At 68.3% G+C, this 21,050-nt stretch carries 23 protein-coding genes; 15 read left to right on the top strand and 8 right to left on the bottom strand.

The features are described 5' to 3' along the window. Positions 1-2: 2 nt before the first annotated feature. Genes ACUZ2Y_RS20575 through ACUZ2Y_RS20550 form a run of 6 tightly spaced genes read left to right on the top strand, consistent with a single transcriptional unit; the run spans position 3 to position 3,702 of the window. Positions 3-536 carry a YbaB/EbfC family nucleoid-associated protein gene (locus tag ACUZ2Y_RS20575; protein WP_476321279.1) on the top strand — a complete coding sequence of 178 codons (534 nt, stop codon included), beginning with the start codon at positions 3-5 and terminating at the stop codon, positions 534-536. 14 nt (positions 537-550) lie between these two features. Beyond that, entirely contained in the window at positions 551-859 is a 309-nt protein-coding gene (locus ACUZ2Y_RS20570) for a type VII secretion target (RefSeq protein ID WP_476321277.1), read from the top strand. After that, complete coding sequence (locus tag ACUZ2Y_RS20565) at positions 856-2,502, top strand: glycohydrolase toxin TNT-related protein (RefSeq protein WP_476321275.1); 1,647 nt, start codon at positions 856-858, stop codon at positions 2,500-2,502. The genes ACUZ2Y_RS20570 and ACUZ2Y_RS20565 overlap by 4 nt, the downstream gene beginning before the upstream one ends. Beyond that, positions 2,499-2,750: a hypothetical protein gene (locus ACUZ2Y_RS20560; RefSeq protein ID WP_476321273.1), complete on the top strand. Its 252-nt coding sequence runs from the start codon at positions 2,499-2,501 to the stop codon at positions 2,748-2,750. The genes ACUZ2Y_RS20565 and ACUZ2Y_RS20560 overlap by 4 nt, the downstream gene beginning before the upstream one ends. A 35-nt stretch (positions 2,751-2,785) precedes the next feature. Then, positions 2,786-3,058 (top strand): hypothetical protein, encoded by a 273-nt coding sequence (locus ACUZ2Y_RS20555; protein WP_476321271.1) that lies wholly within the window; start codon positions 2,786-2,788, stop codon positions 3,056-3,058. Then, entirely contained in the window at positions 3,058-3,702 is a 645-nt protein-coding gene (locus ACUZ2Y_RS20550) for an endonuclease V (protein ID WP_476321269.1), read from the top strand. Before ACUZ2Y_RS20555 ends, ACUZ2Y_RS20550 begins: the two co-directional genes overlap by 1 nt. On the opposite strand, the gene ACUZ2Y_RS20545 is transcribed toward ACUZ2Y_RS20550, so the two are convergent. Together ACUZ2Y_RS20545 and ACUZ2Y_RS20540 are read right to left on the bottom strand one after the other, a co-directional pair. Further along, a complete protein-coding gene (locus tag ACUZ2Y_RS20545) occupies positions 3,699-4,520 on the bottom strand; it encodes an EamA family transporter (protein ID WP_476321267.1) in 822 nt (273 codons plus the stop codon). The genes ACUZ2Y_RS20550 and ACUZ2Y_RS20545 overlap by 4 nt on opposite strands. Before the next feature lie 144 nt (positions 4,521-4,664). Next, positions 4,665-6,080, bottom strand: coding sequence for a M20/M25/M40 family metallo-hydrolase (locus ACUZ2Y_RS20540; RefSeq protein ID WP_476321265.1), 1,416 nt, complete (start codon positions 6,078-6,080; stop codon positions 4,665-4,667). Positions 6,081-6,174: 94 nt separating this feature from the next. On the opposite strand from ACUZ2Y_RS20540, the gene ACUZ2Y_RS20535 reads away from it, so the two are divergent. From ACUZ2Y_RS20535 to ACUZ2Y_RS20515, 5 genes are all read left to right on the top strand, one after another. After that, complete coding sequence (locus tag ACUZ2Y_RS20535) at positions 6,175-7,023, top strand: helix-turn-helix domain-containing protein (protein WP_476321263.1); 849 nt, start codon at positions 6,175-6,177, stop codon at positions 7,021-7,023. 224 nt (positions 7,024-7,247) lie between these two features. Then, a complete protein-coding gene (locus tag ACUZ2Y_RS20530; protein ID WP_476321261.1) occupies positions 7,248-8,105 on the top strand; it encodes a hypothetical protein in 858 nt (285 codons plus the stop codon). A 312-nt stretch (positions 8,106-8,417) separates the two neighbouring features. Beyond that, positions 8,418-9,620 carry a pyruvate dehydrogenase (acetyl-transferring) E1 component subunit alpha gene (gene pdhA, locus ACUZ2Y_RS20525; RefSeq protein ID WP_476321259.1) on the top strand — a complete coding sequence of 401 codons (1,203 nt, stop codon included), beginning with the start codon at positions 8,418-8,420 and terminating at the stop codon, positions 9,618-9,620. Continuing rightward, on the top strand, positions 9,620-10,645 hold the full coding sequence (locus tag ACUZ2Y_RS20520) for an alpha-ketoacid dehydrogenase subunit beta (RefSeq protein ID WP_476321257.1): 1,026 nt from the start codon (positions 9,620-9,622) through the stop codon (positions 10,643-10,645). The genes pdhA and ACUZ2Y_RS20520 overlap by 1 nt, the downstream gene beginning before the upstream one ends. A gap of 3 nt (positions 10,646-10,648) precedes the next feature. Then, complete coding sequence (locus tag ACUZ2Y_RS20515; protein WP_476321255.1) at positions 10,649-12,049, top strand: dihydrolipoamide acetyltransferase family protein; 1,401 nt, start codon at positions 10,649-10,651, stop codon at positions 12,047-12,049. A 68-nt stretch (positions 12,050-12,117) separates the two neighbouring features. Here the strand turns inward: ACUZ2Y_RS20515 and ACUZ2Y_RS20510 are convergent, their stop codons facing one another. Together ACUZ2Y_RS20510 and ACUZ2Y_RS20505 are read right to left on the bottom strand one after the other, a co-directional pair. Then, on the bottom strand, positions 12,118-12,747 hold the full coding sequence (locus ACUZ2Y_RS20510) for an SCP2 sterol-binding domain-containing protein (protein ID WP_476321253.1): 630 nt from the start codon (positions 12,745-12,747) through the stop codon (positions 12,118-12,120). 17 nt (positions 12,748-12,764) lie between these two features. Further along, on the bottom strand, positions 12,765-13,403 hold the full coding sequence (locus ACUZ2Y_RS20505; protein WP_476321251.1) for an SCP2 sterol-binding domain-containing protein: 639 nt from the start codon (positions 13,401-13,403) through the stop codon (positions 12,765-12,767). 76 nt (positions 13,404-13,479) lie between these two features. Between ACUZ2Y_RS20505 and ACUZ2Y_RS20500 the strand changes: the two genes are divergently transcribed. Next, positions 13,480-14,133 carry a TetR/AcrR family transcriptional regulator gene (locus ACUZ2Y_RS20500; protein WP_091376695.1) on the top strand — a complete coding sequence of 218 codons (654 nt, stop codon included), beginning with the start codon at positions 13,480-13,482 and terminating at the stop codon, positions 14,131-14,133. A gap of 5 nt (positions 14,134-14,138) precedes the next feature. Next, the gene (locus ACUZ2Y_RS20495) at positions 14,139-14,795 is read left to right on the top strand and encodes a hypothetical protein (protein WP_476321249.1); all 657 of its coding nucleotides are present in this window, start codon (positions 14,139-14,141) and stop codon (positions 14,793-14,795) included. 44 nt (positions 14,796-14,839) lie between these two features. On the opposite strand, the gene ACUZ2Y_RS20490 is transcribed toward ACUZ2Y_RS20495, so the two are convergent. From ACUZ2Y_RS20490 to ACUZ2Y_RS20480, 3 genes are all read right to left on the bottom strand, one after another. Continuing rightward, positions 14,840-15,679: a MaoC family dehydratase gene (locus ACUZ2Y_RS20490; RefSeq protein ID WP_476321247.1), complete on the bottom strand. Its 840-nt coding sequence runs from the start codon at positions 15,677-15,679 to the stop codon at positions 14,840-14,842. Then, a complete protein-coding gene (locus ACUZ2Y_RS20485; RefSeq protein ID WP_476321245.1) occupies positions 15,679-17,022 on the bottom strand; it encodes a 3-oxoacyl-ACP reductase in 1,344 nt (447 codons plus the stop codon). The genes ACUZ2Y_RS20490 and ACUZ2Y_RS20485 overlap by 1 nt, the downstream gene beginning before the upstream one ends. Positions 17,023-17,242: 220 nt before the next feature. Further along, positions 17,243-18,079 carry an RNA-guided endonuclease InsQ/TnpB family protein gene (locus ACUZ2Y_RS20480; RefSeq protein ID WP_476321243.1) on the bottom strand — a complete coding sequence of 279 codons (837 nt, stop codon included), beginning with the start codon at positions 18,077-18,079 and terminating at the stop codon, positions 17,243-17,245. A gap of 272 nt (positions 18,080-18,351) precedes the next feature. Between ACUZ2Y_RS20480 and ACUZ2Y_RS20475 the strand changes: the two genes are divergently transcribed. Further along, positions 18,352-19,650, top strand: coding sequence for an acetyl-CoA C-acetyltransferase (locus ACUZ2Y_RS20475; RefSeq protein ID WP_476321241.1), 1,299 nt, complete (start codon positions 18,352-18,354; stop codon positions 19,648-19,650). 121 nt (positions 19,651-19,771) lie between these two features. Then, entirely contained in the window at positions 19,772-20,965 is a 1,194-nt protein-coding gene (locus ACUZ2Y_RS20470) for an AAA family ATPase (RefSeq protein ID WP_476321239.1), read from the top strand. Here ACUZ2Y_RS20470 and ACUZ2Y_RS20465 read toward each other — a convergent pair. Next, entirely contained in the window at positions 20,894-21,049 is a 156-nt protein-coding gene (locus ACUZ2Y_RS20465; protein ID WP_476321237.1) for a hypothetical protein, read from the bottom strand. The genes ACUZ2Y_RS20470 and ACUZ2Y_RS20465 overlap by 72 nt on opposite strands. Between the last annotated feature and the right edge of the window lies 1 nt (position 21,050).

Genomic DNA, 21,050 nt, shown 5'->3' with positions numbered 1-21,050 from the left:
CGGTGAACCAGCCGAATTTCGGTGGGGACGGCTACCAGACCGAGCAGGAGATGCGCCGCTGGGCCGCGGCGGTCGAGGAGAAAGCCCAGCGCTACCAGGTGATGCAGGCCGAGGTCGCGCGCGTCTCGGTGACCGAGTCCTCGCGGGACGACGTCGTCCGGGTGACGGTCGACGCGACCGGCGCGGTGACCGATCTGGTGATCAGCGACAAGCACCGTGACCTGGCGGGCGCGGAGCTCTCGACCATGGTTCTGACGACCATGCGCCGCGCCCAGTCGAGGATCACCGACCACGTCGCGGAGGTCATGACCCGCACTGTCGGCGACGATCAGCAGACGGTGACCACGGTGGTGGATTCGTATCGGCAGAGATTTCCGGAACCGGAGCCCGAATCCGAGCGTCCGACCGGAAGCGTGGTCGAGGAGATGCAGCTCGGCGACGTCCCGGAAGACGACCGGCCCCCGACCCGCCGGTCCCGTCCGCGCCCGCCGCAAGACGATGACGACGACTGGGGCGGACCGCCCATCCTGAGCTGATCGAAGGAGTCCCGGTGCCGAACGGATATGACGTCCTGACCGGTGAGTTAGCCGGTCACGCCGGCAGGCTCGACGCCCTGCAGGACCGCCTGGACCAGGCGCTGCAGGCGGCGAGCTCGGTGCACATGGGCACCGAGGCCTACGGCGTGATCTGCCAGTTCTTCGTGCCGATCGTGCACTCGGTCAGCGGCCCGGGCGTCGAGGCGATCCGGCAGGCGGCGGACTCCGTGACCGACACCGCCCAGGGCATCCGGGACAACACGACGTCCTACGACAACGTCGAGCAGGCCAACACCCAGCCCTTCGCGGGCGGTGCGCGATGACGAACCCGCTGATCGCCGAACGCGAGGACTCGACCACCGCCGTCACCGGCATCGGCATCGCCGAGTCCGCGATCGACATCTATAACGGCGTGCAGAGCGGCTCGTGGGTCGAGGGCGGCATCGGCGCACTCGGCGGCGGCCTCGAAGTCCTGTCGCTGGTGCTCGACCCGATCGGCACGCTCGGTCAGTACGCGGTCTCTTGGGTGATCGAACACGTCGCCCCGCTGCGGGACGCACTGAACTGGTTGGCCGGGGACGCCGACCAGATCGCCGCCTACGCGCAGACGTGGAAGAACGTGTCGCAGGCCGTCGCGGGTGTCGCGGCGGACTATCAGACCGAGGTCACCAACGGCACCGCAGGCTGGGCGGGCCCAGCGGCCGACGCCTACCGGAACAACGCCGGTCAGCAGAATGAGCACATCACCGCCGCCGGCACGGGCGCGGAGACGATCGGCACGGTCGTCGAGGTCGTCGGCGTGCTGGTCGGCGTGGTCCGCGGCATCGTGCGCGACCTGGTCGCCGAATGCATCTCCACGCTGCTGATCCGCCTGCCGCAGTGGCTCGCCGAACTCGGCCTCACGCTGGGTCTGGCCACCCCACACGTCGCCGCGTCGGTGGCGGCGCTGGTGTCGAAGTGGGTCGGCCGGATCACCGACATCATCGCCAAGCTGACCCGCTCGGTGGAGAAGCTGCGCCCGATCATGGCCAAGCTCGGCGAGATCTGGGAGGCCATCAAGCGCGGCCTGCAGAAGCTGCGCACGGTCGGCGGCACCGAATCCCCGAACGCGCCCGACACCGTCCGCTCCGCGACACCCACGACCACGCCCAGTGGTTCGGCCGCCCCGACCCTGCCGTCGAGCGCGACACCTACGACACCGAGCAGCACGACGACGCCCTCCGGTTCGGCGGACGCCCCGACGGCATCGAGCGCTACCCCCACTACGCCGTCGGGAACCACCACACCCAGCGGATCCGCGGACCCGTCGACCACACCGCATACTCCGCCGCCCGATGCCGATCCGACGCCGCCCGCGAGCGCCCGCGACTACGACGCGGCAGGCAAGACGATCCCGACCAACCAGTTGCGGCACCCGCACGCGAACCTGATCGACGACGACTTGATCAGCCAGGCCAGGGCGAACCCGAATCGAGACGCGATCATCAACACCAACGGCGTACCGGGGGACCACCCGGCAGTCCGCGACCTCATGCCCCCTGATTACGACCCACACGCCGGACTCGGCGAGGCGGGCTGGAATCAGCAGTACTGGCCAAGTGGCGACACCGGCCGCTACGGCAACCGGATGCTGGAGTGGCCCGACCCTGAAGCGCACCCTCAGGGCTTCAACACTCCGGAGTCCCGCACGCCGGGCGTCCTGCAGCCAGGCCAGACGATCGACCGGTTCGGCAGCGCGCGCGGCGACTTCGTCTCACCGGCCGACACGCCATATCCGCAGCGCGGCCTGCCGCCGGACAATCTCAACAACGGCTATCACCAGTACGAAGTGGTGCGCCCGTTGCCCGTGTGGGAAGGTCCGATCGCCCCCGCGATGGGTCAGCCGGGCGGCGGCACCCAATATGTGTTGCCGCACTCCGTGGTCGATTTGATCAACGCCGGATACCTCAGGGAGATCCCGCTGTGAACCTGCAAGCCCTCGGAACCGCGCTGGACGCGATGGGAATCGAGCCCAGGGTCGTCGCCCTCGGCGCGCGCGACGAACAGTGTTGGTGCGTCCTACCCGGCGCGGATGGGGTCTGGGAGGTGTACTGGCTGGAGCGAGGCCAGAAGAACCACCTTGTGCGGCTGCCGACTGAGGCCGCCGCGTGCGAACTGCTTTTGGGCAAGCTCGCGTACAGCGAACTCGTGGCGGGCAGGTTGCGCCGGGTGTGAGGGACACCTCGACTTTTCGTTCGGGCGCATACGCCGTGCTCGACGGCGTGGCACGGCCAGGCTTGTTCCCACCCGGTTCGCTCGACCGCGTCTGTTCGGTCGAGACCCACGCGACATGGCGCGACCTTCGGGTTGTCGTGGTCACAGCCGCGCCGGGCGGAGTCGTGTCGGTGCGGCTGGTGGACGAGGACGTCTCTCGAGCCGTCGACAGCGGCTTCCGTCAGGTCGAAAAGTACGAGTACGGACGCGACGTCCTTGTCTCGGACCTGATGGACGTGCACGAGATCGAGAAGGACCTGTTTCCGTGATGTCGAGACCATGGCCGGCGACCGCGGAAGCGGCGATCGCGGAACAGCATCGGCTTAAGGATCTCGTTTCGCACGAGGTCCCCGAAGGGTTCGCGCCGAAGACGGCGGCTGGGCTTGATGTGCACTACACCGATCGCGGGACCGCGGCCGTGTGCGTGCTGGACTTGGCCACACTTGAGGTGGTCGATCAGGCGGTCGTCACCGGGACCATCGATTTCCCTTACATCTCAGGCCTTTTCGCGTTCCGGGAGCTTCCGCTGCTCCTGCCCGCGCTGGAGAAGCTCTCGGTGACGCCGGACGTGCTGGTCTGCGACGGGCAAGGGATCGCGCATCCCCGACGGTTCGGGTTGGCGTGTCATGCGGGGGTGTTGACCGGCATTGCGTCCATCGGCGTGAGCAAGAGTCCCAACGGCGACTGGGACATGCCCGGCCCGCACCGCGGGGACTGGACGCGAATCGAGGACGAGCGCAGGCCGATGGGTCGAACGTTGCGCACGCGCGAAGGCGTCAAGCCGGTGTTCCTCTCCATCGGGCACAAGATGGACATCGACACCGCGACCGAGCTGGTCCTCACGCTCACCCCGAAATACCGCCTCCCGGAGACGACACGGCGCGCGGACCGGCTCAGCCGCGGCCTCGATTAGCGGCCCGCCACCACGACGGCGACCAGCAGCAACGCCATCCCGATGCCCGTCGACACCGTGAGCACCTCACCGAGCCAGCCGACCGCGATCACCGTCGCGGTGAGCGGTTCGACCAGGGTGATCACTGATGCCGTGGTCGCGTGGACGGATTTGAGGCCGGTGAAGAACATGGCGTACGCCAAGGCTGTCGGCACCGCGCCGAGGTAGCCGATCAGGCCCAGCGTTTCGGGTGTCATCACCGGGACCACGGCGAACGGCGCGAGCAGGACCGTCCCGACCGCGAGCGCGGCCAGTGTCTCGCCGAGTGACCCGCGGCCGAGGATCGTGGCCGCCGCGAAGCCCACGGCGGACAGCAGCGCCAACGCCAGGCCGGTGAGCGACGATCCGGCGGGCCCGCACAGGAACACCAGGCCGACCAGACCGCTGACCGCGCCCACGGACCCGCGCCTGCTGAACCAGGTGCGCGAGCCCAACGCGGTCAGTGCGGGTGTCGCGCCCAAGGTCACCGCGGTCGCGACGGCGACGCCGGACGCGCCCACCGCGGCGAAGTACGCCGACTGCGACACGGCCAGGCAGACACCGGTCGCGACCGAACGCGCGCCCGCGACTACCGGCTGCCCGGTCATCAGCCAGCGGACACCCAGCACCAACGCGAGCAGCACTGTGCCGCAGACGAACCGCCAGAAAGTGACGGCGACCGGGCTGAGGTCGGTAGTCCGGTCGAGGATCGCCGCCGCCGCGCCGCCGGTTCCCCAGGCGATGGCGGCGGTGACGACAAGGGAAAGGCCCTGCCAGGTGGGCAGGGTGGTGCGAGACATCATTTTCTCCAGGGAGATCGCTGCCGACACGGGAACCGTGTGCGGGCAGCGACCACCGACCTGGCATCAGAGGCCAGGTCGGTTGTGGAGAGCGCCGCCCGCTAGTGGGCGGGCGGAGGGGAAATGATGAAGTAGCCGTGCACGTCAGCTCCTGGCGTGGGCGTCGAGGATGTGGACGATCGCTTCGGTGACGCGGACCGCGTGCGCGACCTCAAGGGACTCGTCCGGCACGTGGATGTTGCTGTCCGGCCCGACCGCGCCGGTGATGACGAACTGCGCGTCGGGGTAGCGCTCGGCCAGCAGTCCCATGAACGGGATGGAACCACCCATTCCCATCGTGCGCCACGGATTTCCGAACACGGTGTCGCTCACACTGTCCAAAGAGGACCGCAGCCAGGGCGCCAGCGCGGGCGCGTTCCAGCCGCCCGCCGCCTCCAGCCGGGTGAGTTCGACCTGCGCGCCGTCCGGGACGTCGGTGGTCAGGATCTTGCGGACCGCTTCGAGGGACGCGTCGGCGTCGGCCGTCGGCGGCAGGCGGAAGCTCAGGGTGAGGGTGGTGAAGGGCCGCAGCACGTTGCCCGCGTCGGCCGGTTCGGGCATGCCCGACGCGCCGATGATCGACAGGGTGGGGCGCCAGCTGCTGTTGAGGAACAGCTCGACCTCGTCGTCGGTGACCGGACGGACGCCCGGCGCGAACGGGATCGCGGAGAGGACCGAACCAGGCGCGGACTCCACGGTCGCGCGCAGTTCGGCGAGCCGGTCCCCGGGGATCTCGACGTTCATCTCCGAGAGCTTGATTTCGCCGGTCGCCGAGTCCTCGATCCGGTCGAGCAGCTGCCGCAGGACGCGGAACGAGCTGGTCACGACCCCGCTGACGGTCCCGGAGTGCTGGCCGACGGTCAGCACCCGCACGGTCGCGGTCACCGACGCGAGTCCGCGCAGGGAGGTGGTCAGCCAGAGGCGGTCGTAGTCCATGCCCCCGGAGTCGAGGCAGACGACGAGCGACACCGCGCCGAGGCGGGCGTCGAGGTGTTCGAGGTACGCGGGCAGGTCTGGGCTGCCGGACTCCTCGCAGGTCTCCAGCAGCAGGACGCAGCGGCTGTGCGCACCACCGGAGGAGCGGACGGCTTCGATGGCGGCGGTCGCGGCGTAGCCCGCGTACCCGTCGTCGGAGGCGCCGCGGCCGTAGAGCTTGCCGTCGCGCAGGACGGGCGTCCACGGGCCGAGCCCCTCGGACCAGCCGCCGACGGGCGGCTGCTTGTCGAGGTGGCCGTAGAGCAGGACGGTGCCGTTGTCGACCCCGTCGGTCGCCGGGATGTCGATGAAAAGCAGCGGCGTGCGCTCCGGCAGTCGGACGACATCGATGATCGCGCCGGGGATGTTGCGTTTCGCGATCCAGGCCCGCAAGTGTTCGACGGCCGTGTCGAGGTTGCCGTTGGCGGCCCAGGCCTCGTCGAAAGCGGGGGAGAGGGCGGGGATGGCGATGAAGTCCTGGAGGCTGGGCAGGATCTCTGCGTCCCACAGGTTCCGGACGGTCTGCGCCGCTGCTGTCGTGTCCACGGCCCGATACTGCCACTGACGCTGTCCCGGTAGGTGAAACGGCTCATCTCATCGTGTCATTTCCCCAGGTTGTGATGTCTGGTGAAGTGATCACGTGAGCCGGATTGAGGGGACAGCTCGGACGCGGGCGTTGGCCGCCGAGCTGAAGGACCTGCGTGAACAGGCGGGACTGACGACCCGGGAGGCCGCCGCCCGTGTGGGCTTCTCGGCCGCCGGCTTGAACCGATCGGAGTTGGGGAAGCGGGTGCCCAGCCTGGAGGAGGTGGGGGCACTGCTCGCTGTCTATTCGGTGGTGGGCAAGAAGCGGGCGCGGATCCTCGAACTCACCCGCGCGGCGAACACGCCGGGCTGGTGGGAGTCCGGGTACGGGCGCCCACTCCAACTGCAACTGCCCGCGCTGATCACCTTCGAGTCGCAGGCCACCCGAATCGTCAACTTCGGCCCGCTGCTCATCCCCGGACTGCTGCAAACACACAACTACATACGCGCGGTCATGCGCTATGCCGGCATTTCGGAGGAAGACGCGGAGGCGCGGATCGCGACCAGGGTGCGGCGGCAGACCTTGCTGACCAAGAGCCGTGGCCCGTCATACTTGGCGATCGTCGATGAGGCCGCTCTCCGCAGGCCCATGGGCGGTTCGCTGGTGATGGCCGACCAGATCCGCAAGCTGGTCGAGATGTCCGAGTTGCCCAACGTGACGATCAGGGCCATCCCGTTTCGCCGGGGTGGATACCTCGCCGCCGGCGGGTTCTCGCTGCTGAACTTCAGCAAGGCGACCCCGATCGTGTTCCTCGACCAAGGCTCGGTTGGTGCGTTCCTGCACAAACCCGATGACACCTGTAGGTATCAGCGCTCCACCGACACGATGCTGAAGATCGCGTTGAGTGCTGAGGAGTCGGTGGATTTTCTGGCTCGAGTGGCCACCGACCATGACCGGGGATGAGGCATGGCCGCGCAGTGGCGGAATCGAGTTTCACTGGATCCGAAACGGACTGCATTGGAGTCGGACTCCAAAGCCCTTGACAGCGGGCAACTCTCGCTCACCGAAGCTTCCTGGCACCGGGCGCTGAGGTCGCTATCAGCTGGGGTCGGGCACTCTCGTCAGTGAGGCCGTGGCCGTGAAAGTTCCCGCACACGGTCACGGCCTCACCCGCTAACCTGCCGCCCATGAAGCGCTCCGTGGGTGTCCTCGCCATCGCCTGTCTCGCACTCACCGCCTGTGGTGAGAAACCCGCTGCCCCCAACGCTTCCCCGAGTTCCACCGCCGCCCCCAAGCCGACCGGTCTCACCGGTGCGCTCGCGGCTGTCCGGGCCAACGACAGCACCCGTGAGCGGTTCGAGTACGCCGACCTCACCAAGATCAAGCGGCTCAAGGACAGCAAGAACTTCGGCATGGTCGGCAGTTCGCAGATCACCGAGTCCCCCAAGAAGCTCAAGGACCTCCTGGCCCTCGACCTCGCCGCGTTCGACGAAGCCGTCACCGCGGGCAAGGCTCCGGCCGCCGCCGGGCGTTTACGCGGCACGTTCGACAGTGCCGCCGTCCAGGCCGCCGTCGCGAACAAGGCCGCCAAGCCTGAAGCTTTCTCCGCCGTCCACGCGACCGGTTCCGTGCTGCTCTACTCGTCGTCCGCGCCTCAGCTCGACTGGTTCGCCGAGGGGGCAGGCAGCTTGGCCGAGGACAAAACCATGGCCGCGCACGCGGGCTGCCTGGGCGATGTCGCGGCTGCCGCGATCGGGCCGATCGCCTCCGCCGGCGTTCGGATCGACGGCAAGGACGACACCACCGAGATCATCTGCCTCAAGGCGCACTCGCCCGAGGACGCGGCCGAGATGAAGATCCAGATCGAGGCCACGCTCAAGAGCGCGAAGACCTCCTCCGGCACGCCGTGGTCCCGGGTGGTCCCAAAGCCGACCGTCGACGTCGTGGGCGACACCGTCCGGATCACCTCGACGACCGCTCCCGCGGGCACCGTCATCGCCGCCTTCGCGAAGGGCGACATCGAGCGGCTTCCCCTGTTCGAGTGACGCAGGTCACCGTGAGTGCGGCGGGCGTGTGCGGAGTGTCCACACGCGCCGCGCTGAACTGCTTCAACCACGTTCCCGTTTGATCCCCTAACGTCGGGGATCCAAGTGTTTTCCCAGCTCAGCGGCCCGTGATCGACTTAAGCGGGGCACGGGCCCTTCACCAATCCGGGTAGCTTCGTGTCAGGATGTGGGAGAGAACCGTCAGCGCCGACGGTGACCTCCCACTCAATCCGGGTGGCAGGGGTGACCGGCGGCGCGGCTGCATGCCGTCGCCACAAGCGACTGTGCGGCCCAGACACGAGGAGAACGCGCATGTCGTCCCCAGAAACGTGGACGCACCCGGAGCCCCGGGAAGGTCCAGCCGCCACCGCTGCCGCACCCACAGCAGAGCAGGTGATCGCGGGATTGCGAGCGACAAGCGAAGGCGGTCCGGAGCTGGTCCAGCTCCTGACCCCGGAAGGCGAACGGGTCGAGAACCCCGAGTTCGACCGCTACGTCGCCGACGTCACCGCCGAGGACCTGCGCGGTTTGTACCGCGACATGGTCCTTGTCCGCCGCGCCGACCGTGAGGCCAACGCACTGCAGCGCCAGGGCCAGCTAGGCATCTGGGTCCCGCTGCTCGGCCAGGAGGCCGCCCAGATCGGCGCGGGTCGCGCGATGCGGCCCACCGATATGGCGTTCCCCAGCTACCGCGAGCACGGCATCGCGTGGACCAGGGGCATCCACCCCAAGGAGCTGCTGGGCATCTTCCGCGGCACCGACAACGGGAGCTGGGACTCGAACGCCACGCGCTTCCACCCGTACTGCATCGTCATCGGCAACCAGGTGCTCAACGCCGCCGGTTACGCGATGGGACAGCGGTTCGAGGGCAAGGTCGGTGACGACGACGGCGAAGCCACGATGGTCTTCTTCGGCGACGGCGCCACCTCGCAGGGTGACGTGCACGAGGGCTTCGTGTGGGCCGCGGTCTACGACGCGCCTCTTGTCTTCTTCTGCCAGAACAACCAGTGGGCCATCTCCGAGCCCACCGAACGCCAGACCCGCCTCCCGCTCTACCAGCGGGCCCGCGGCTACGGCTTCCCCGGCATCCGGGTCGACGGCAACGACGTCCTCGCGACGCTCGCCGTCACCCGCTGGGCGCTCGACGCCTGCCGCAACGGCAACGGCCCGGTGCTGATCGAGGCGTTCACCTACCGGATGGACGCCCACACCACCACCGACGACCCGACGCGCTACCGGCTCTCCGACGAACTCGAGGCCTGGAAGCTCAAGGACCCGATCGAGCGGCTGCGGGTGAACCTGGTCCGGCACGAGAACGCCGACCAGGCCTTCTTCGACTCCGTGCAGGCCGACGCCGACGCGCTGGCCGCGGAACTGCGCGACTACTGCTTCAACATGGGCGAACCGCCCATCGAGCAGATGTTCAACAACGTCTACGCCGAGCCGAGCCCGGTGCTCGACGCGCAGCGCGACGACTTCCTCGCCTACCACGCGAGCTTCGGAGGTGAGCACTGATGGCCGCACCCGCTATCAACAAGCCCGGGACTGAATCGACCGTCCAGTCGCTCACCCTCGGCAAGGCGCTCAACCTCGGCCTGCGGGCCGCGATGGAGGCCGACCCGAAGGTCCTCATGATGGGTGAGGACGTCGGCAAGCTCGGCGGCGTCTTCCGCATCACCGACGGCCTGCAGAAGGACTTCGGCGAGCACCGCGTGCTGGACACGCCGCTCTCGGAGTCCGGCATCATCGGCACCGCGGTCGGCCTGGCCGTGCGCGGCTTCCGCCCGGTGTGCGAGATCCAGTTCGACGGGTTCATCTTCCCCGGCTTCGACCAGATCGTCTCGCAGGTCGCGAAGCTGCACGCGCGCACGCAGGGGCGAGTCAAGATGCCCCTGGTGATCCGCGTTCCGTTCGGCGGCGGTATCGGCGCGGTCGAGCACCACTCGGAGTCCCCGGAGTCGTACTTCGCGCACACCGCGGGCCTCAAGGTCGTCTCGTGCTCCAACGCCGTGGACGCCTACTGGATGATCCAGCAGGCCATCCAGTCCGACGACCCGGTGCTGTTCTTCGAGCCGAAGCGGTACTACCACTCGGCGAACATGAAGGCCGAGATCGACACCAACGCGACGCCGATGCCGCTGTTCCAGTCGCGCGTGCTGCGGCAGGGCACGACGGCGACCGTGGTCGCCTACGGGCCGTCGGTGAAGGTCGCCATGGACGCGGCCACCGCCGCGCAGGAAGAGGGCAAGTCGCTGGAGGTCATCGACCTGCGGACGCTGTCCCCGCTCGACCTGGCGCCGGTCTACGACTCGGTGCGGCGCACCGGTCGGCTCGTCGTCGTGTCGGAGTCGCCCGCGGAGGCCTCGCTGACATCCGAGATCGCGGCGAAGGTCCAGCAGGAGTGCTTCTACTCCCTGGAGTCGCCGGTGCTGCGGGTCAACGGGTTCGACGTCCCGTATCCGCCCGCCAAGCTCGAAGAGCACTTCCTGCCCGACCTCGACCGAGTGCTCGACGCCGTCGACCGCTCCCTGGCGTGGTGAGAGATGCCTGAATACAAGAGCTTTCCGCTGCCCGACACCGCGGAGGGGCTGACCGAGGCCGAGATCCTGGCCTGGCACGTCCAGCCGGGCGACACGGTCACCGTCAACCAGATCATCTGCGAGATCGAGACCGCGAAGGCGGCCGTCGAGCTGCCCTGCCCGTGGGCGGGTGTGGTCACCGAGCTGCACGTCCAGCCGGGTCAGACCGTGGACGTCGGCACGCCGATCCTGACCATCGACGTCGACCCGGGCGGCGCCGCGAAACCGGCCGCCGCCAGCACCAACGGGTCCGCGCCCGCCGAGGCCGAGGAGGAGATGAAGCCGCTGGTCGGCTACGGCTCCAAGACGGTCACCGCCAAGCGCCGCACGCGCAACGGCCCGGCAGTCCCGGCCACCGCCGACGCGGCCGCCGCCCAGAGCACCGTTGGTGCGGCTTTTGAGCGGCACCAGGGCCCGGTGCCCGAGGAGGCCGCCCCGGTCCACGTCGACCCGACGCCGATCGTCCCGGACAGCCCGGCCGACCTGATCGACCTGCCCGGCGGGTACGTCCCGCTGGCCAAGCCGCCGGTCCGCAAGCTGGCCAAGGACCTCGGCGTCGACCTGCGGTCGCTGACCGGCACCGGCGACAGCGGCGTGATCACCCGCGCCGACGTCGAGCGGGCCGCGTCCAGCCCCGCGGAGGAGGGCCAGGTCAAGGCCCCGGTCCGCGGTGAGCGGCGGGTGCCGATCAAGGGCGTCCGCAAGATCACCGCCCAGGCCATGGTCGCCAGCGCCTTCACCGCACCGCACGTCACGGAGTTCCTGACCATCGACGTCACCCCGATGATGGAACTGCGCGCGAAACTGAAGAACCACCCGGAGTTCCGGAGCGTGCGACTGACCCCGCTCGCTTTCTGCGCCAAGGCGATCGCGATGGCGATCAAGCGCACCCCGGAGGTCAACTCCTCATGGGACGAAGCGGCTCAGGAGATCGTCTACAAGGACTACGTCCACCTGGGCATCGCGGCGGCAACCCCTCGCGGCTTGATCGTGCCGAAGATCCGCGACGCAGACACGTTGTCGTTGCGGGAACTGGCGGAGGCCCTGGACCTGCTGACCACGACCGCACGTGAGGGCAAAACCCCGCCATCGGACATGGTCAACGGCACCATCACGATCACCAACGTCGGCGTCTTCGGCGTCGACACCGGAACCCCGATCATCAACCCAGGCGAATCCGCGATCCTCGCCTTCGGCGCGATTCGGGACACGCCTTGGGTGGTCGATGGTGACATCAAGGTCCGCAAGGTCTGCCAACTCGCGCTGAGCTTCGACCACCGGTTGGTGGATGGCCAGCAGGGCTCGGAGTTCCTCGCCGACGTCGGCGCACTTTTGGCCGACCCGGGGCTGGCGATCACGTACTGAATGTCGATCTCAGTGTTCTGAGTGTTGGACTCGTTGTTCTGAACGGGGGACTCGCGGGAGTCCCCCGTTCAGGGTTTCGGGAGGTCGAAGTAGGAGATGAGGGTGGCGGCGAAGGCGATGTCGCCCTTGACTTTCACCTTGCCCGACAAGAACAGCATGGGCAGGTTCACGACCCCGGTGACCGCGCGCAGGAAGTCCGTCGGCGAGATGGTGACCGTGACCCGAGCATCGTCGGTCGGCTCATCGCCGGACTCGCAGCGGCCCTTTTCGATCACGGTCTCGAACCGGTCGTAGTCGCCGGGGCCTGAGCCGCCGGTGAAGCGCCAGTGGATGACGGCGTGCAGGCCTGCCGACCGCTCCCTGTTCAGGTGCGACGCCATCCGGCTGAAGACTTCCTCGAACACGACCTGTCGCAGCCGAGGGTGGGCCATGAGGGCATCAAGCTGCTCGCGGCTCGCCCGCGACATGAAGCTGATGAAGGTGTCCGTGCGCATCCCGGCGAGTTCGAGGCCGGTGCCCGCCGTCCCGAGCATGTCCAGGGTTGAGATGAGCTGGACGAACTGCCCAGGGTCCAGCTTCGCCGGGTCGATCGCGTCGGCGAAGCTGTCGAGGTCGTGGACCGTGCGCGGCTCGATGCGGTGCCACTTCTGCTTGCGGCGCCACTGTCGTCGGCTCCTGCCCAGTCGGCTCCTGCCCATTCTGGCAGTGTGCCTGGTCAAGCCCGTGGCAGATCGAACAGGCCGGCCAGTCCGGCGGCGAACGCCAGGTCGCCGCGCACTTTTAGTTTGCCGGTCATGAACAGCACTGGGGCGGAGGCGTTGTTCGAGATGAGCTTGAGGAAGTCGACCGGGGACAGGGTGATGGTCACCTTCGGCTGCTCGGACATCTCCCGGTTGACCGCGCAGGTGCCGTTCTCGATGACCGTCTCGTAGCGGTCGTAGCCGCCTTCTCCGGCGCCGCCGGTCAGCCGCCAGTGGATGACGGCGTGCAGGTCGCGGACGCGGTCTTGGCGCAGGTGGGTACTCATCCGCCTGAACACCTCATCGAGGATCCTGGCGCGCAGGGCCGGATCGACCATGATCGACTGGACCTGTTCGGTGGAGGCCGAGGAGATGAGCTTGGCGAAGGTGTCCGCGCCCATGCCGGACAGCTTGATATCCGCGCCCTCGGCGGCGAGCCGATGGAACGCGCGCAGCATCGTCGAGAGGTCGGATCGTCCGACTTTCCTCGGATCGATCGCGCGCCCGATAGCATCGACGTCGATGTCCATGGCAGTCGCTTCGGCGACGGTCATCCGATCGAGCAACGCGACCAGATCCCGCGGCTTCATCGCACCCTTGGGTGACTCAGACATCAGCCCCTCCTTACCTACTCCCCAGTAGGCTACGGACGGGTAGATTCACGTGCAAGTAGGAATCGGGAGGACCAGGGTGAGCGTGGACGAAGAGCGCAGATCAACGCGGGTGAAGCGACTGCCCCGCGAGGTCCGCGAACGCCAAATCCTCGACGCCGCGGTCCGGGTGTTCTCCCAGTACGGCTACCACAACGCCTCGATGGACGAGATCTCCGAGGTCGCCGGCGTCTCCAAGCCGATGATCTACGCGTACCTCGGCCACAAGGAAGACCTGTTCGCCGCCTGCATCCGCCGCGAGGCGACCATGCTGATGGAAGCCATCGCCGCCGGTGTGACCACCGAGCAGGCTCCCGACATGCAGCTCTGGCACGGTCTGCGGGCGTTCTTCCAGTTCGTCGGCGAGCAGAAGCAGAGCTGGCGGGTGCTGCACCGGCAGGCGACCTCACAGGGCGGCCCGTTCAGCGAAGAGCTCCTCGCCATGCGCGGCCGGGCCATCAACCTTGTCGACGCGTTGCTTGTGCGATCCGCCACCACCCGCGGTGAGGCCCCCGCGAAGTCCACGGAAGCCCTCGCGGCCGCCCTGGTCGGCGCCAGCGAGTCGCTCGCCGACTGGTGGCTGGACCATCCCGAGGTGTCGGACAAGACTGTGGCCTCCTGGTTGATGAACCTGGTCTGGATGGGCTTCGGCGACCTGGTCACCGGCACCGTGTGGACCCCGACCCCGGAGTGACGAAGATGCTCGCGATCATCCTGTGCGAGTGCCCGGAGACGGTGCTCGACCATGGCGTCGACACGGTCCGGCTGGGCAGCAGGCCCGAGCGCGCCGACCTGGAAGCCGCGTTCGCCCGAGCGGCGGACCGGCCGATCGGTGTGCTGGTCGAGGACGAGGAGTCCTTCGACCACTTCGTCGGCCTGCTCGACGGCGAGATGGCGTCGACCCCGATCACGCTGCTGGAGTGCCCGGAGACGTCCTTCCACCTGGAGGACACCGACCCCTTCATCCAGTGGGACGAGCCCGGTCCGGAGCGGCCGGTCCCCGCGGTGCGCAGCGACGACGGCACCGCGTCCTGCTTCCAGCTGACCCTCTACCCGGACTCCGACGACCCGGTGGACCTCCGGGTCCAGGTCGACGGTGTCGAACTGTTCACCGGCCCCGCGTACTCGGTGACCGCGTTCCCGAGGCCCGCGGGCACGGCGATCTGGGTGTCGACCCCGCGCACGGACCTGATCTCCAGGGTCCTGCGCCGCCCGCCGAGGTTCGCCCAGGTCGCGACCGGCACGGACGTGTGGGTCACGAGCAACCACGAGCTGACCCCGCTCGAAGGCGAGGGCCCACCCCGCAAGGGACACCGGCTGCGGCACAACCCGGCCGGGATCACCCTCCACAACTGAGAAACGGCCCACCGCCGAAACGGTGAGCCGTTCTTCATCAGCGACTAGAGGGCGGTGATCGTGCCCTCTAGGTGCGGCTGCGGCTTGCGCGCGTTCACGAGGTCGAACTTCCACCCGGCGCCCACCGGCGTGGCCGCGAAGCCCACCTTGGCGGGCAGCAGCACCGGCAGCTTGAACCGGACGTCGACGGTGTACGCGTCCGGCAGTCTGCCCTCGAACGCCGCCAGGCAGCGCGCCTTCGTCCACATGCCGTGGGCGATGGCGCGGGGGAAGCCGAACAGCTTGGCCGAGAGCGGGTGCAGGTGGATCGGGTTGCGGTCGCCCGAGACCTCCGCGTAGCGCCGGCCGATGTCCTCCGGGACCTTCCAGACCGACGTCGGCTCCGGCAGCTCCGAGCGCTCACCGTTCGGCTCGGACTTGCCCGAGCCGCCACCGCGGTTGAGGTAGGTGCTGACGTCGTGCCAGATGACCACACCGCCGATCGACGCCTCACTGATCATGTCGAACTGCCGCCCCTTGGGGTGCTCGCGGAGGTTCTCCACGTGCACCCGCAGGTCGAACTTCTCGTCGACGCGCAGCGAGCGGGTCTGGGTGATGCGGTTGGCGATGTGCACGGACCCGACCAGCGGGAACGGGAAATCGCTGTCCGTCATCAGCTTGACCTGCATCGGGAAGGTCAGCATGTGCGGGTAGGTCGCGGGCAGCTCGTCGGTCAGCCGGAACTCGCAGACCCGGTTGTAGTCGGCGAGGTGCCGCGGGTCGACCGAGACACCGGTGCGCACGTAGTCGCGCTCCGGCAGCGGGCCGCCCTTCTTCGTGAAGCCCGCGAGCACCGCCTTGGGGAACAGCAGCCCCAGGTTCGGCGACTCCTTCAGCTCCACCATCACGCCCCCAGGAGGCTCTGGCCGCAGACGCGCACGACGTTGCCGTTGACCGCGCCGGACGCCGGACTGGCGTACCAGGCGATCGTCTCGGCGACGTCCACCGGCAGACCGCCCTGGGCCATCGAGTTCATCCGGCGACCGGCCTCACGGATGAACAGCGGCACGGCGGCGGTCATCTGGGTCTCGATGAAGCCCGGCGCGACGGCGTTGATCGTGATGCCCTTGGCCGCGTACTCGTCGGCGAAGGCGTTGACCATGCCGATCACAGCGGCCTTGCTGGTGCCGTAGTTGCTCTGGCCCAGATTGCCCGCGATACCGGCGATCGAGGACACGCCGATGATGCGTCCACCAGAGCGCAGTGTCTCATTGGCCAGCAATGCCTCGTTGACCTTGAGCTGGCTGGTCAGGTTGACGGCCAGGACCGAGTCCCAGGCGCCTTCCTTCATGTTCGCCAGCGTCTTGTCTCGGGTGATGCCCGCGTTGTGCACCACGATGTCGACGCCGCCGTGGCGGGTCTTCAGGTACTCGACCAGCTTGGCGGGCGCGTCGGCCGCGGTGACGTCGAGCTGGAACGTCGAACCGCCGACCTTGTTGGCGACCTTGGCGAGGTCGGCGCCCTGGGCCGGGATGTCGAGGGCGATGACGTGCGCGCCGTCGCGGGCGAGCACCTCGGCGATGGCCGCGCCGATGCCGCGGGAGGCGCCGGTGACGAGCGCGACCTTGCCCGCGAGCGGGGCGTTCCAGTTCTCCGGCTCGGTGACGCCGCCGCCGTGCGTGCCGATCCGGATGACCTGGCCGTCGACGTAGGCCGACTTGGCCGAGAGCAGGAAGCGCAGGGTCGACTCGGCCTTGTCCTCAGCACCGGGCTGGACGTACACAAGCTGGGCGGTGGCGCCGCGCTTGAGCTCCTTGCCGACCGAGCGGGTGAAGCCCTCAAGCGAACGCTGGGCGATGATCTCGCCCGGAGCGGTCGCGCTCTCCGGCGGCGTGCCCAGGACGACGACCCGACCGGACGGCGCGATGGAGCGCATCACCGGGTGGAAGAAGTCATAGAGCGCCCGCAGCTGGGTGGGGTCAGTGATTCCGGTCGCGTCGAAGACGAGTCCGCCGTACTTTTGGGTGTCGCCCCCAGGCGGTGCGGTCAGGACCTCTATACCTGCCGACTTCAACACCGAGCCGATGGCGTCGACCAGTCGTCCGGTGCCCCCTACCAGCGCCGGGCCGGTCAGAGCGGGCTCGCCGCTCTTGTACCGGCGCAGCGGCTCGGGGTTCGGCAGTCCGAGACGCTTCACGAGAAGCCGTCCGACGCCGGAAGTGCTGAACTGTTGGTAGCGGTCAGTCATCCGTTTTACGCCTCCCTACTCGCTAGTAAACTTACTCCAGAGTAGGTTACGATGCTACCGCAGATGCAAACCTGTGCTCAGGAGGATGACATGGCCCGTTCGTCGGACCTTGACGGTCCTTCCTGCTTCATCGGCCGCAGCTCCGGCACTGCCGGAGTCTGACGTGGCCTCCACAGGCGTTTCGGCTCTCCGGGGAACTTCCCGGCGAGGGTTTGAGCTGTCAGACGGGGTCAGCCAACATTGCCGTGAGCATGTTGATGGCCGCGTTATGGTCGCGGTCGTGGGTAATGCCGCACGCGGGGCAAGCCCAGCACCGTTCGGCCGGCGTGAGTGCGGCGTTACGGTGCCCGCAGCTGGCAGCGGAGCAGGATTGGGAACTGGGGAACCAGCGATCGGCCTTCCACGACCGCGACCCGTACCACGCCGTCTTGTATTCGAGTTGGCGAACGAACTCACCCCAGCCGGCGCCCACGACCGCCCGTGCCATCCTTCGGTTGCCGATCATCCCCGCGATGTTGAGTGTTTCCACCGCGATCGCCGACTTGGTTCTCGCCGGCGTCGTAGCGGTCTTATGCAGGAAGTCTTTGCGCCGGTTGACAACCCGCAGGTGTATCCGGCCGAGTTCGACACGGCGCTTCGCCCGGTTGCTCGAGTCGGTTCGGGAACGCGCCAGTGCTTTGTTCGCCCTCCGCAGCTTCCGCAACGCGGATTTCAGCGGTTTGGGCGAGGAAATCTTGGTCAAGGTTCCGTCCGCGTCGGCAATTGTGGCGAATGTGGCCAGCCCGAGATCAATCCCACAAGCTGGAGCATCGGACGGAACCGCACGCCTTCTGTCAAGGTCGTCGCGATCCACGTCGACTTGGAACGAGATCCACCACCGGTCGACTTTTCTCCTTACGGTCGAGCCAAGCACTCGCGCCCTGCCGGCCGCGAGTCGATCGACCAGCCAAGACACGTCTTCCCTGGTCACGATCTTGCCGACACCAGGCACGTAGGATTTCTCGGCCTCACGCTGCGCCGATGCGGCCCGCAGACGCCCAAGTGCGAAGTTCTCCACGAGTCGAGACAACCCGGCGTGCCGACTGAGCATCACCCGCCGGCCATCGGTGGGAGCCAACTCGATTCGGAATCCCGGCTTAGTCACGGTTCGAGGCCCGATTGGCGTACGTGGGCAGCCGTGTCCGGCGACTCCGGGACGGACCATCACTTACGTGCGTCAGGTTCACCATCGGCGCATTACGACCAGGCACCGACAGCCAGTCCATGACCGACGGCGACCGCCAGTCACCGCATCGAGAAGAATCCAACAACAAGCACAAGGAATCACTGATGAGTACCCGAGCAGCCTCGTCCACCACTCGCGTGCGCCGCGTCGCGATCCTCGGCGGGAACCGGATTCCGTTCGCGCGGTCAAACGGGCCCTACGCCAAGGCTTCCAACCAGGACATGTTCACCGCCGCGCTGGATGGGCTCGTCGCCCGGTTCAGCCTGCAGGGCGAGCGCATCGGCGAGGTCGCGGCCGGTGCTGTCCTCAAGCACAGCAAGGACTTCAACCTCGCGCGTGAGTCCGTGCTCGGCAGCAAGCTCTCCCCGGAGACCCCCGCCTACGACATCCAGCAGGCGTGCGGCACCGGTCTCCAGGCGATCATGCAGGTCGCCAACAAGATCGCCCTCGGCCAGATCGACTCGGCCATCGCGGGCGGCGTCGACACCACCAGCGACGCCCCGCTGGCGGTGAACGAGGACCTGCGCCACATCCTCATCGCGCTGAACAACGCCAAGACCGTTCCGCAGAAGCTCGCCCTGGCCGCGAAGCTGCGCCCCAGCCACCTGATGCCCGACGTCCCGCGCAACGCGGAGCCGCGCACCGGTCTGGCCATGGGCGACCACGCCGCGATCACCGCCAAGGTGTGGGGCATCACCCGCGAGGCGCAGGACGAGCTGGCGGCCTCGAGCCACCAGAAGCTCGCCGCCGCCTACGACCGGGGCTTCTTCGACGACCTGGTCACCCCGTTCCAGGGCCTCTCGCGCGACCAGAACCTGCGCCCGGACTCGTCGGCGGAGAAGCTGGCGAAGCTCAAGCCGGCGTTCGGCGGCGCCGACGGCACCATGACCGCGGGCAACTCCACGCCGCTCACCGACGGCGCGTCCGCGGTGCTGCTGGCCTCGGAGCAGTGGGCCAAGGACCACAAGCTCCCGGTGCTCGCCTACCTCACCTTCTACGAGACCGCCGCGGTCGACTACGTCAACGGTGACGAGGGCCTGCTCATGGCGCCCGCGTACGCCGTGCCGCGCATGCTGGCCCGCGCGGGCATGACGCTGCAGGACTTCGACTTCTACGAGATCCACGAGGCGTTCGCGTCGCAGGTCCTGGCCACGCTGGCGGCGTGGGAGGACGTGGCGTTCGCCAAGGAGAAGCTGGGCCTGACCGAGCCGCTGGGCTCGATCGACCGGGCGAAGCTCAACGTCAACGGCTCCTCGCTCGCCGCGGGCCACCCGTTCGCCGCGACCGGCGGCCGGATCGTCGCGACGCTGGCCAAGCTGCTGAACGAGAAGGGGTCCGGCAAGGGCCTCATCTCGATCTGCGCGGCGGGTGGCCAGGGCGTCACGGCGATCATCGAGAAGTAGAAGCTCCTCTACGGGTCTCTAGCGAGCTGGCTAGAGACCCGTAGAGGCCCAACGGTCGACACGCCGTAGGGATTCTCGCTCAATATCGGGTCCACGCTAGAAACGCCGATACCGTCGGATGATGGACCCGGTCCGCAACCCGTTCGCTCCCGGCGCGGGCCAGCGCCCGCCCGAGCTCGCCGGTCGCGAGAAGGAACTCAAGGCGTTCGAGGTGGTCCTCGAACGCGTCGCCCGCGGCCGCCCGGAACGCAGCCTCGTCCTCACCGGCCTGCGCGGCGTGGGGAAGACGGTCCTGCTGGGCGAGCTTCGCTCGATGGCCGTCCGCCGCGGCTGGGGCGCGGGCAAGATCGAGGCCCGACCGGACGCCGACCTGCGCCGACCGCTGTCGGCCGCGCTGCACCGCGCCGTCCGCGACTTGGCGGTACGCCACCGTGCCCCCGACCGTGTCGAGTCGGTGCTGGGTGTGTTGAAAGCCTTTGCTCTAAAAGCAAACCCCGACAACGCGAAGCTGCGTGAGCGCTGGCAGCCGGGCATCGACGTCCCCGCCACCCAGGGCCGCGCGGACTCAGGCGACATCGAGATCGATTTGGTGGAGCTGTTCACCGAGGTGGCCGAGCTGGCCCAGGATGTCGGCACCGGCGTGGCGGTGTTGATCGACGAGATGCAGGACATCAACCCCGACGACATCTCCGCCCTCTGCGCCGCCTGCCACGAACTGTCCCAGTCTGGTGCGCCGCTGGTGGTCGTCGGCGCGGGCCTGCCGCACCTGCCCGCGGTCCTGTCGGCAAGCAAGTCCTACTCCGAGCGGCTGTTCAGGTACGTGCGCATCGACCGCCTGGACCGACGCGACGCTGATCAAGCCGTGCTCGCACCGGTGGACCGCGAGGACGCCGGGATCACGCCGGAGGCCTTGGACGCGCTGTTCGAGCGTTCCGGCGGCTACCCGTACTTCATCCAGGCCTACGGCAAAGCGGCGTGGGACGCGGCGCCCGACGACCCGATCACCGTGGAGGATGTCGCGGTCGCGGCGCCGGAGGCGGAAGCGGAGTTGGCGGTCGGCTTCTTCGGCTCCCGCTACGAGCGCGCGACACCGGCCGAACGCGAGTACCTGCGGGCGATGGCGGAACTGACGGAGGGAAAGGACGAGGGAGCGGGCACCTCGGATGTCGCGGTCTACCTGGGCCGCAAGCCATCGTCGTTGTCACCGGCGAGGGACAGCCTGATCAAGAAGGGCCTGATCTACTCAGCGGAACGTGGGCGCATCGCCTTCACCGTCCCCCACTTCGGCCGCTACCTCTTGGGCATGGACGAATGAGCACCGTGGGCGACTAGCCTCGGATCGACCTCGGCTGATCAACTGGGACACCCGCTGCGGTGACACTCCCAGGACCTCAGCCACG

It is taken from the genome of Actinokineospora sp. UV203 (genome assembly GCF_056323665.1).
The sequence above is the reverse complement of the archived record's forward strand: the minus strand, read 5'-3'. Positions and strand labels throughout refer to the sequence as shown.

Excerpts from the sequence above, each read along its gene's own strand:
- ACUZ2Y_RS20565 (WP_476321275.1), top strand. The coding sequence starts at position 856 with ATGACGAACCCGCTGATCGCCGAACGCGAGGACTCGACCACCGCCGTC.
- ACUZ2Y_RS20550 (WP_476321269.1), top strand. The coding sequence starts at position 3,058 with ATGTCGAGACCATGGCCGGCGACCGCGGAAGCGGCGATCGCGGAACAG.
- ACUZ2Y_RS20545 (WP_476321267.1), bottom strand. The coding sequence starts at position 4,520 with ATGTCTCGCACCACCCTGCCCACCTGGCAGGGCCTTTCCCTTGTCGTC.
- ACUZ2Y_RS20530 (WP_476321261.1), top strand. The coding sequence starts at position 7,248 with ATGAAGCGCTCCGTGGGTGTCCTCGCCATCGCCTGTCTCGCACTCACC.
- pdhA (WP_476321259.1), top strand. The coding sequence starts at position 8,418 with ATGTCGTCCCCAGAAACGTGGACGCACCCGGAGCCCCGGGAAGGTCCA.
- ACUZ2Y_RS20520 (WP_476321257.1), top strand. The coding sequence starts at position 9,620 with ATGGCCGCACCCGCTATCAACAAGCCCGGGACTGAATCGACCGTCCAG.
- ACUZ2Y_RS20515 (WP_476321255.1), top strand. The coding sequence starts at position 10,649 with ATGCCTGAATACAAGAGCTTTCCGCTGCCCGACACCGCGGAGGGGCTG.
- ACUZ2Y_RS20510 (WP_476321253.1), bottom strand. The coding sequence starts at position 12,747 with ATGGGCAGGAGCCGACTGGGCAGGAGCCGACGACAGTGGCGCCGCAAG.
- ACUZ2Y_RS20505 (WP_476321251.1), bottom strand. The coding sequence starts at position 13,403 with ATGTCTGAGTCACCCAAGGGTGCGATGAAGCCGCGGGATCTGGTCGCG.
- ACUZ2Y_RS20495 (WP_476321249.1), top strand. The coding sequence starts at position 14,139 with ATGCTCGCGATCATCCTGTGCGAGTGCCCGGAGACGGTGCTCGACCAT.
- ACUZ2Y_RS20490 (WP_476321247.1), bottom strand. The coding sequence starts at position 15,679 with ATGGTGGAGCTGAAGGAGTCGCCGAACCTGGGGCTGCTGTTCCCCAAG.
- ACUZ2Y_RS20485 (WP_476321245.1), bottom strand. The coding sequence starts at position 17,022 with ATGACTGACCGCTACCAACAGTTCAGCACTTCCGGCGTCGGACGGCTT.
- ACUZ2Y_RS20475 (WP_476321241.1), top strand. The coding sequence starts at position 18,352 with ATGAGTACCCGAGCAGCCTCGTCCACCACTCGCGTGCGCCGCGTCGCG.
- ACUZ2Y_RS20470 (WP_476321239.1), top strand. The coding sequence starts at position 19,772 with ATGGACCCGGTCCGCAACCCGTTCGCTCCCGGCGCGGGCCAGCGCCCG.